This window comes from Arthrobacter sp. P1_B3 (assembly GCF_056406615.1).
On sequence record NZ_JBFTZV010000005.1, the window covers coordinates 362260 to 372342 of the forward strand.

8 protein-coding genes are annotated in these 10083 nt (G+C 67.9%); 2 read left to right on the forward strand and 6 right to left on the reverse strand.

Annotated elements, in window-relative coordinates; translation table 11 throughout:
* Positions 1 to 264 precede the first annotated feature (264 nt).
* Positions 265 to 1185, reverse strand: coding sequence for a 16S rRNA (cytidine(1402)-2'-O)-methyltransferase (gene rsmI / locus AC1D2F_RS08320; protein ID WP_414645526.1), 921 nt, complete (start codon positions 1183 to 1185; stop codon positions 265 to 267).
* A gap of 65 nt (positions 1186 to 1250) precedes the next feature.
* Between rsmI and AC1D2F_RS08325 the strand changes: the two genes are divergently transcribed.
* Complete coding sequence (locus AC1D2F_RS08325; protein WP_364747241.1) at positions 1251 to 2987, forward strand: dolichyl-phosphate-mannose--protein mannosyltransferase; 1737 nt, start codon at positions 1251 to 1253, stop codon at positions 2985 to 2987.
* Positions 2988 to 3047: 60 nt separating this feature from the next.
* Positions 3048 to 4877: an AMP-dependent synthetase/ligase gene (locus AC1D2F_RS08330; protein ID WP_476966536.1), complete on the forward strand. Its 1830-nt coding sequence runs from the start codon at positions 3048 to 3050 to the stop codon at positions 4875 to 4877.
* A gap of 23 nt (positions 4878 to 4900) precedes the next feature.
* Here the strand turns inward: AC1D2F_RS08330 and AC1D2F_RS08335 are convergent, their stop codons facing one another.
* The 5 genes from AC1D2F_RS08335 to AC1D2F_RS08355 form a co-directional block, all read right to left on the reverse strand.
* Positions 4901 to 6175, reverse strand: coding sequence for a TIGR01906 family membrane protein (locus tag AC1D2F_RS08335; RefSeq protein WP_364747238.1), 1275 nt, complete (start codon positions 6173 to 6175; stop codon positions 4901 to 4903).
* 112 nt (positions 6176 to 6287) lie between these two features.
* On the reverse strand, positions 6288 to 7514 hold the full coding sequence (locus tag AC1D2F_RS08340; protein ID WP_476966537.1) for a L,D-transpeptidase: 1227 nt from the start codon (positions 7512 to 7514) through the stop codon (positions 6288 to 6290).
* Positions 7515 to 7671: 157 nt separating this feature from the next.
* Positions 7672 to 9150: an adenosylhomocysteinase gene (gene ahcY / locus AC1D2F_RS08345; RefSeq protein WP_229995159.1), complete on the reverse strand. Its 1479-nt coding sequence runs from the start codon at positions 9148 to 9150 to the stop codon at positions 7672 to 7674.
* 131 nt (positions 9151 to 9281) lie between these two features.
* Complete coding sequence (locus AC1D2F_RS08350) at positions 9282 to 9560, reverse strand: Trm112 family protein (protein ID WP_476966538.1); 279 nt, start codon at positions 9558 to 9560, stop codon at positions 9282 to 9284.
* 85 nt (positions 9561 to 9645) lie between these two features.
* Entirely contained in the window at positions 9646 to 10035 is a 390-nt protein-coding gene (locus tag AC1D2F_RS08355) for a DUF3499 domain-containing protein (protein WP_091250737.1), read from the reverse strand.
* Between the last annotated feature and the right edge of the window lie 48 nt (positions 10036 to 10083).

Sequence of the window (10083 nt, forward strand, 5' to 3'; positions counted from 1 at the left end):
CCCTCGTCAGCAATTCGGTTGGCCCTAGTTTGTTGGCACTAGTTGGTTTGAATTAGTTTTTGGCTTCGGCGCTCGTTCCCGCAAGCAGGCCCGGGCGTCTGGATTACTGCCACGGTACTGCTGCGCTCACGGGCAAGTCTATGCATGCGCGCACTACCCGATCCAGAATATGCTGTGCAGCTGCACAACTGCTCCATGCCATCCGCGGGGTCCGGATCCAGCTGGCCGGTGCGGCTCAGAGCCGCCCGGAGCCCGCGGCTTTCATCACCGCGCGGCGAGCACCGCCGCATAGAGTTCGCGCTTGCTGACTTTCGCGTCGTCGGCCACGGCGGCGACGGCCTCCTTCAACCGGATGCCTTGGGCTATCAGCCCGTTGACGGCAGCCACGTGGTCTTCGGGACGGCCTGGTTCGCGTTCGGGAGCACCGCCCACCACCACCGCGATTTCGCCGCGCACCTCGTTGGACTCGGCCCATTCGAGCAGTTCACGCAGGGTGCCGCGGATGACCTCTTCGTAGGTCTTGGTCAGTTCACGGCACACGGCGGCCCGGCGGTCGGCGCCGAAGCTTTCGCGCAGGGCCCTCAGCATAGGTTCGAGCCGGTGCGGCGCCTCGAAGAACACCATGGTGCGCCGCTCGGCATCGAGGTCCGCCAGCCGCGAGGAGCGTTCGCCCGCCTTGCGGGGCAGGAACCCTTCGAAGCAAAAGCGGTCCGTCGGCAGGCCGGAGAGGGCCAGGGCGGTCAGCACGGCGGAGGGGCCCGGCGCCGCAGTGACGGTGAGCCCGGCCGCCACGGCGCCTTCAACCAGCCGGAACCCCGGGTCCGACACGGACGGCATGCCGGCATCGGTCACCATGACCAGAGTCTTGCCGGACCGGACCTGCTCCAGCAGGTCCGCGGTCTTGGCCACCTCGTTGTGCTCGTGATAGCTGATGATCCGGCCGGCCACGGTGATGCCGAGGTTCTGCACGAGGCGGTGCAGCCTCCGGGTGTCCTCCGCGGCAACGATGTCCGCCGTCGTAAGCAACTCCACGAGCCGCGCCGAGGCATCGCCGGCGTTACCGATCGGCGTCGCCGCGAGGACGATCCTGCCGGGGCCGCCAGGGGCGGAAACAGGGGCCGGAACGACGGCGGCCGCGCTGTCGTCGGCGGGAGGAAGGGGGGAAGTGCTGGGTTCGTGGTCCACAGGACCAGCCTACTGCCGCCGGGGCGCGGCCCTGCGAGCACAGCCGCGAAAGGTAGCATGGCAACGTGATCCAGACCCCCACGCGGCAGCCCGAGGCTGGCCCCGCCGCATCGCCGACAACAGGTCCGAGCAGCGCCAACGGCAGAGCCGGCGGCCGCTTCCGCACCGGCCGCAATCTGGAGGGACACCGCTGGATCGGCCGCCCCGCCGAGGCCAACACGGCCGAGGCCCTCCGGGAACGCCTGATCGGCAGCATCCAGAGCTGGCGGGACTACCCGGCGTCGCTTCGGCTCTGGTACTGGCTCATTCCAGTCCTCACGGCCGCGCTGGGCGGCGTACTGCGGTTCGTCCGGCTGGACACGCCGCGAAACCTGGTCTTCGACGAAACGTACTACGTGAAAGACGGGTATTCATTCCTGGTCAGCGGGTACGAGCGCAGCTGGCCCGACCGGGCGAACGACTCCTTCATCGCCGGCAATCCCGGCGTGCTGCTGAATACGCCGGAGTACGTGGTCCACCCGCCGGTCGGCAAATGGATGATTGCCGCGGGCATGTGGCTGTTCGGGGCGGACAATCCCTTCGGCTGGCGGTTCGGTGCGGCCCTGACAGGGACGCTGTCCATCCTCCTGCTGGCCCTGATCGCGCAAAAGCTCTTCCGCTCGCTGACCCTGGGCGCCGTTGCCGGCGTCCTGCTCGCCGTGGACGGCCACCACGTCGTCATGTCCCGGACCTCGCTGCTGGACATCTTCCTCATGTTCTGGGTCCTCGCCGCGTTCGGCGCCCTGCTGATGGACCGCGACGACGGCCGGCGGCGGCTGGCAGCCCGGCTCGGCCGGCAGGCCGCAGCCTCCGCCACGGGGCGTCCCTCCGCGCTCCAGCTCACCTCCGGGCCCTGGCTCGGCATCCGGTGGTGGCGCCTCGCTGCGGGAGTGTGCCTGGGCCTGGCGGTCGGCACGAAATGGTCCGCCCTGTTCTTTCTGGCCGGGTTCGGCCTGCTGACCGTCTTCTGGGACCTCAGCGCGCGGCGCATCGCCGGCGTGCATGCCTGGATCAGCGGCGGCATCCTCAAGGACGGCGTCCCGGCCTTCCTGAGCATCGTTCCGGTGGCCGCCGTGGTCTACGGCGCCACCTGGACCGGCTGGTTCCGGTCCAAAGACGCCTACTTCAGGCACTGGGCCGAGACCAACCCCTCGGCCGAGTGGGGCTGGCTGCCGAACGCCGTACGCTCCCTGGCGCACTACCACCTTGAAGCCTACAAGTTCCATCAGGGCCTGAGTTCGGACCACCCGTACGAGGCCAGCGCCTGGAGCTGGCTGGTCATGGGCCGGCCCACGTCCTTCTTCTACGAATCCCCGGGGCAGGGCAGCCCGGGCTGCGATCTCAGCAACTGCACCACCGCCATCCTCTCCGTGGGCAACCCGCTGATCTGGTGGAGCGCGGCCGTGAGTCTGGGCGTCCTGCTGTTCTGGTGGGCCGGCCGCCGCGACTGGCGCGCCGGCGCGGTTCTGGCCGGAGTCGCCGCGGGCTATCTCCCCTGGTTCCTGTACCCGGAGCGGACCACCTTCTTCTTCTACGCGGTCTCCTTTGAACCGTTCCTGGTGCTGGCGCTGGTCTATTGCCTGGGGCTGGTGCTCGGCCAGCGCGGCGACCCCCTCTGGCGCCGGCGATCCGGGTTCTACCTGGTGGCGCTGTTCGTGGTGGCGGCCGTGCTGGTGTCCGCGTTCTTCTATCCGGTCTGGACCGCCGAGGTGATCCCGTACCAGGACTGGCGTATCCGGATGTGGATGCCGTCCTGGATCTAGGGCAGGATTGCAGGGGAAGTCCGCCGAACTCCGGGCGGACCAGGAAATGGAGACTCGGCTGTGAGAGAAGCAAGCACCGGACTGCTCGTGGAGCTGGATCCGGAGAGCAACGTGACGGACCTGCTCCTGGAGCAGCACGCGAAGGACCCCGTGCACGCCCTCTACTCCCGCAAGGGCCCCAGCGGCTGGACCGATGTCTCCGTCCAACAATTCCTGGGGCAGGTCACGGCCCTGGCCAAGGGCCTGATTGCCGGCGGACTGACACCTGGTGAAACCGTCGCCGTCATGTCCGCCACCCGGTATGAGTGGACGGTGGTGGACTTCGCCATCTGGTTCGCCGGCGGCGTCACCGTCCCGATCTACGAGACCTCCTCCGCGGCCCAGGTCGAATGGATCCTCCACGACTCGGGGGCCCTGCGGGTCTTCGTCGAGGACCCTGCCAAGGCGGCCCTCGTCCAGGGCGTCCTGGACGCCTCCGCCGTCCTCGGGGACCGGCTTGTCTCCGTAGTGCGGATGGAGAACGACGGCGCGGCACCGAACCTGGCGAGCCTGGCCGCGGCCGGCACCGGGGTGACCGACGCCGAGCTCGAACGCCACCGGACCGCTGCGTCCCTGGCGGACGTTGCGTCCCTGGTCTACACCTCCGGCACCACCGGCAAGCCCAAGGGCTGCGAGATCACCCACGCCAACTTTGCCCTGGTCGCGAAGAACGTCGCCCTCTTCCTGCCCGAGATCCTCCTGCAGCCGCGTTCGCGGACGCTGATGTTCCTGCCCCTGGCGCACGTTTTAGCCCGGGCGGTGCAGGTCATCTGCCTGAGTTCCGGCTCCACCCTCGGACACACCGCAAGCGCCAAGGAGCTCCTGGAAGACCTGGCCAGCTTCAAGCCCACTTTCCTGCTGGTGGTCCCCCGGATCTTCGAAAAGGTCTACGCCGGAGCCGCGCAGAAGGCTGCCACCGCGGGCAAGGGCCGCATCTTCACGGCTGCAGCGGCGGCCGCGGTCGACTACTCCAAGGCCCTGGATGCCGCCTCCCGGGGCAGCGGCACCGGACCCGGACTCTTCCTGCGTGCCCGGCACGCAGTCTTCGACCGGCTGGTGTACCCCCGGCTCCGGCAGGGGTTCGGCGGCCAGCTGCGGTACACGGTCTCCGGTGCCAGCGCGCTGAGCTCCAACGACGCCCACTTCTTCCGCGGCGCTGGCATCCCCGTCCTGGAAGGCTACGGCCTGACGGAAACCACGGCGCCATGCACGGCCAACACCCCGGCAAGGACCAAGGTGGGCACAGTCGGCATCCCGGTGCCGGGAACCACGGTCCGGGTGGCCGACGACGGTGAGATCCTGGTCAAGGGCATCGGCGTCTTCAAGGGCTACCACGCCAACGAGGCCGCCAACGCGGAGGCGTTCGTCGACGGTTTCTTCCGGACCGGCGACCTCGGCTCCCTCGACGAGGACGGCTTCCTGACCATCACGGGCCGGAAGAAGGACCTGCTGGTCACGGCCGGCGGCAAGAATGTCGCCCCGGGCCCGCTCGAGGAAAAGATCCGGGAGCACCAGCTGGTCGGACAGGCCGTGGTGGTTGGCGACGGCCGGCCGTTCGTCTCGGCACTGGTCAACCTGAACCCGGAAGGACTGCACAACTGGTGCACGGCGCGGAAGGTGCCCGTCATGGCCCCGGGCGAAGCCGCCGCCGACGAGAGCGTCCGGGCATCAATCCAGGGCGCCATCGATGAGGCGAACCTCCTGGTCTCCAAGGCCGAGTCCATCCGCAGCTTCGTCATCCTGGACGCCGACTTCACCGTGGAGTCAGGGCACCTGACCCCCTCGCTCAAGCTCAAGCGGGCCGCCGTCGTGCGGGACTACGCGGAGCACATCAACCGCATCTACGGCTGAACCCCAAGGGGCAACTGGCCCTCTTAGACGGTGTGCCGGGTGCGCGCAGCGCCCTCTGCCTCGTTGCCGGTGCCACCGGGCGTGCCGTCTCCCGTGGGCGCAGCCTCGGCGGTGCCGGCGGTGCCGGCGTCAGCGTCTACGTCCGTGACTTTGGACGTGCCGGCCTTCTTGCCAAGGCCGCGGCGCCGGCGCGTGGGCCAGGTCAGGATCAGGGTGAGAAGGGAAGCAAGCAGGACGAGGGCTCCGATGACGATCCCGGCGTCCATCCAGAACTGGCCCGGGAACAGCCGGATCAGGGTGTCCTGGAGCGTAAAGGTCCAGGTCCCGTTAGCGAAGAAAATCCGGTGGAAATCGGTGAAGAACTGCTCCCAGCCGAGCACGGCGAGGGTTCCGAGGCCGATGATGACCGCGAGGGTGACGATCGAGCCGGCAAACAGGCCGCGGCGGACTCCGCCGTTGTGCTTCCGCAACAGGTAGATCACGGCAACCAGGCCCAGCAGGATCAACAGCGTGCCGGCACCGAACGTGGACAAGATGACGGCCTTGACGTCGGCCATGTGGCTGACTTCGCCGGCCTTGAACAGCCGCTCGCCGCCTAGGTCCACAAGATCGCCGAGGTAGCGCGGGCCTGACCAGTTGCTCAGGTAGTCCACCGCGTAGGAGCCGTAGGTCATGCGGTCATCCGTGCTGAAGCCGTAGCCGTCGCCGGGGAAGCCTGGCCGGTTGTACTCCACCCAGAGGAACATGGGGCTGGTCACGGCACGGACGGCGAGCACCAGCAGGATGAGGGGGTAGAACACGGCGAGCAGCACCTGCATCACCCGGGGCAGGACAGGCTTGGCCTTGGCGGCCTGCTCGCGTTCGGCATTCCGGCGTTCGGCATTGCGGCGTTCGGCGTCCTCCTGGGCAGGATCCTGCAGGGCCGTGGTCTGCAGCGGCTCGTCGGAGCCGGAGTCCTGGCGTGCTCCGGCTGATGCACCGGACGTCCCGGCCTCCGTCTGGAGGACGGCGGCCTCGGCCGCCTTGCGGTCGGCGCGGCTCCCTGGCTGGCTGGTTGCGGACGCCGCCGCGGCGGCCGCAGCAGCTGCGGCGCCGTCGTGCTTCGTGGCAGCGGGCTTGCCGGCAGAGCCTGCGGCGGAGGTGGCAGCGGGCTTGCCGGCAGGGGCGGCTGCGGAGCCTGCGGTGGGCTTGGCGGCGGTGGCCGGCTTCATCCAGTCGAACGCCGGCTCGTCGGTGTCGTCCGTGGGATCCAGGTGAGGATCCGGCCGGTCGGGTGGGGTGGGACTCTTGTCAGTCACGTGGAGCTTCGCTTCCGTAGGCTTTTGTGCTGCCCGGCCTGCGCCCGGCTGCGCAATTTATCTGGCTCCGAGCCTACCGTCAGAGGATCAGGCTCGGCGAGGTGCCACCCCGTCAGTTGGCGTATTGGGCCCAAGGGATGTTCCAGTCCCCGTAGCCGTCATCGAAGTTGGCGTACTCCCCCTCGGTGTTCACCACTTGGACGACGTCGCCGGTGGTCATGTTGTCAAAGACCCACTTCGCCCCGTCCGGGCCCAGGCCGATGCAGCCGTGGGAGAGGTTCGCCTTGCCGATGTAGGGCATTGCGGAATCCGTGGCCTGGTGGATGAACTCCCCGCTGGGCGTCAGGCGCGTGGCGTAGTTGACGTCAAGCTGGCCGTAGTAGGCCGGATCCCCCGGTTTGAGCCCGATCGTGGAGGCGTCCATGTACTCCACCCGGTGCTTCTCCATGAACACGAGATAGCCCCGGGCAGACGGGAACCGCTTGTCCCCCATGGTCGCCGGCCACTTCCCGACCGGCTGGTCGTTGATGCTCACCGAGAAGGTATGGGCCTTGGCGTCGGCCACTGCCACTTTCTTGTCCCCGACGCGAATGGTCACCGTCTTGTTGAAGTTGCCCACCTGCCCGTTGCCCAACTCGACGCCGAACAGCTGCATGTCCATCGTGATGGTGCTGTTCGCTGCCCAGAAGGCCTCCGGCCGGTACCTGACGGTGTTCTTGCTGAACCAGCGGAAATCTCCCTTCTGGCCGGAAGTGGAGGTGATCTTGATGGCCTTTTCGACGGCGTCCCGGTTCAGGACCGGCTCGCTGAAGGTGATCTGCAGGGGCTGGGCCACGCCCACCTTCATCCCGTCCAGGGGATAGATCGCGGCGTCGGCCTCGTTGGCCGTAGAGACGGTGGTGAAGGTCCGCGTGCTGTTGGTGTTGCGTCCGGCGTCATCCACCACGGAGTAATTGAAGTTGTACCGAGTGTTGAACGTCAGGTCGCCGGAGGAAGTCCATGCGGCCCCGTCCGCGCTCAGGGTGCCGTCAACGGTGTCGCCGGCGTCGGTCGTGAGGGCCACCCGGTCAATGCGCCCGTTGGTGACCTTGAGGGATACCGGCGCTGCGGGGTTTACCTGCTTGGCGCCGTCGGCCGGCGCGACGGCAAGTTCCGCGGGGGCCACCACCGGGACGGCGAGTCCCGGCGTCGTCCGGGCCGGGGATCCCGCCTCGGAGAAAATCGCCGGCTGGGCGATCCCCGGAGCCGCCGCTGCGAAGGCCCCGCCGCCGGCTGCCAGGGCGCAGACCACGCCCACCAAGGCGATCTTGCGGCCAGTACTCCAGTTTTTCAGGGCCATCACAGGACCCGGGCGTTTCCACACGTCATCTTGCCAGCATAAGCGAGTTACCTTGGAACCCCGGACCGTTTCGACCACGATCCGGTTACAAAAGTGCCCCCAAAACGGTCACAACAAGGGGCCCCGGACCTGAGTCCGGGGCCCCTTGGGAGGCTTCCTAGTAGCGGTAGTGACCAGGCTTGTACGGCCCGGCCACGTCGACGTCCAGGTACTCGGCCTGTTCCTTGGACAGCTCGGTCAGCTCCACGTCGAGGGCACCCAGGTGCAGGCGGGCGACCTTCTCGTCCAGGATCTTCGGCAGGACGTAAACCTGCTTCTCGTATTCACGTTCGCCCTCGGGCTGGCCGGCCTTCGTGAACAGTTCAATCTGGGCGATCGTCTGGTTGGCGAAGGAGTTGCTCATGACGAAGGAGGGGTGTCCGGTGGCGTTGCCGAGGTTCAGCAGCCGGCCCTCGGACAGGACGATGATGGAGCGCTGGGCGTCTGTGTCGGCTTCGAAGACCCACTCGTGCACCTGCGGCTTGATCTCGACCTTCTTGATGCCGGGGACCCGCGCCAGTCCGGCCATGTCGATCTCGTTGTCGAAGTGGCCGATGTTGCCCACGATCGCCTTGTCACGCATCCCGGCCATGTGCTTGGCCATGATGACGTCCTTGTTGCCGGTGGTGGTGATAAAGATGTGGCCTTCGCTGAGGACGGATTCCAGCTTGGCGACCTGGTAACCGTCCATGGCCGCCTGGAGGGCGCAGATCGGATCGATTTCCGTGACGATCACGCGCGACCCCTGGCCGCGGAAGGCCTCCGCAGCGCCCTTGCCGACGTCGCCGTAGCCGCAGACGACGGCGACCTTGCCGCCCATGAGGACGTCGGTGGCGCGGTTGATTCCATCCGGCAGGGAGTGGCGGATACCGTACTTGTTGTCGAACTTGCTCTTGGTGACGGAGTCGTTGACATTGATGGCCGGGAAGAGCAACTTGCCCTGCTCCGCCAGCTGGTACAGGCGGTGCACACCGGTGGTTGTCTCCTCGGTGACGCCGAGCAGGACGGAGCCGATGCGGGTCCACTTCTGCGGGTCGGCCGCGAGCGAGGCGCGCAGCACGTCGAGGAAGACCCGGCCTTCCTCGGACTCGTCCTCGGTGGCGGCGGGGACAGCACCGGCGGCCTCGAAGTCGACCCCCTTGTGCACCAGCATGGTGGCGTCGCCGCCGTCGTCCAGGATCATGTTCGGACCCAGCTCAGGGTTGGCGTCGGCGCCCGGCCAGGTGAGGATCTGCTGGGCCGTCCACCAGTATTCCTCCAGCGTCTCGCCCTTCCAGGCGAAGACGGGGACGCCCTGCGGGTCCTCGACGGTGCCGGTGCCGACCACAACTGCGGCGGCGGCTTCATCCTGGGTGGAGAAGATGTTGCAGGAGGCCCAGCGGACCTCTGCGCCGAGCGCGGTAAGGGTCTCGATCAGCACCGCGGTCTGGACCGTCATGTGCAGGGATCCGGCGATCCGGGCGCCCTTGAGCGGCTGGCTGGCGCCGAACTCCTCGCGCAGGGACATGAGTCCGGGCATCTCGTGCTCGGCGAGGCGGATCTGATGGCGGCCCGCCTCGGCCAGGGAAATGTCCGCAATCTTGTAATCGAAAGTCATGTGAATCCTTTGTTGTGGCCGGTGGCGTTGCGTGTCTGGAGCTGGTTGTAACCAGGTGGTTCTGGGTCTAGGCAGTCATTCGTTGCCGGGTGCTTCCCTGATGGGTGGCCGGGAGATGATTTGGGCGCCCGTTATTCCGCGGCGTGGCGCGGGGCTGTGCCGTGCTGGCCGTCGTCGGGCTGGCCGGCGCCGGGCTGGCCGGCGTCGTGCTGATCAGAGGCGGCCGCCGCGGCAGCGGGCAGGAGCTCCGGCGGCAGCAGCAGCGGGATGCCGTCCTCGATCGTGTACCGCAGCTTGTTCCCGGCTTCATCCGCCGTGGCGGTGACGAGCTCGTCGCCTTCCTGCACCAGGCCGGACCCGGTGACGGGGCATCGCAGGACAGACAACAGTTCGGGACTGAGCTTGGGCATGGTGAACGCTCCCTGATGGGCGCCGCGAAAGGGCGCCGGTGGCTGACGGCTTTTTGCAGTTTCCACCCTACCGCCAGTTGGCGCCTTAGGAAGGTTCGCGCAGGACGCGCAGATGCCCGCGCCTGGTGCCCTCGGCCGGTGCCGGTGCTTCCAGCGCCGGGTGCAGCGTGCGCTGCCCCTTTGCCGGTTCCGCCGCGGCCGGACGGGAGGCGGCCTCGCGGACCGCGTTGGCGAGGGCCAGGAGGTCGTCGGGACCGGGACCGGCCGGGGTTGCCGGCATCGCCAGCCGCATGACTTCCCAGCCGCGCGGAACGGTCAGCGAGTCGGCGTGCTGTTCGCACAAGTCGTAGCAGTGCGGTTCGGCGTACGTCGCGAGCGGGCCCAGGACGGCTGTGGAGTCGGCGTACACGTACGTCAAAGTGGCCACCGCAGAATTGCGGCAGGCAGACCTTGAACAAAGACGAATTGCACCCACGACATCACAGACTACTCCCCCTCGGGCCGGGGGCTGCGCATTGAAACG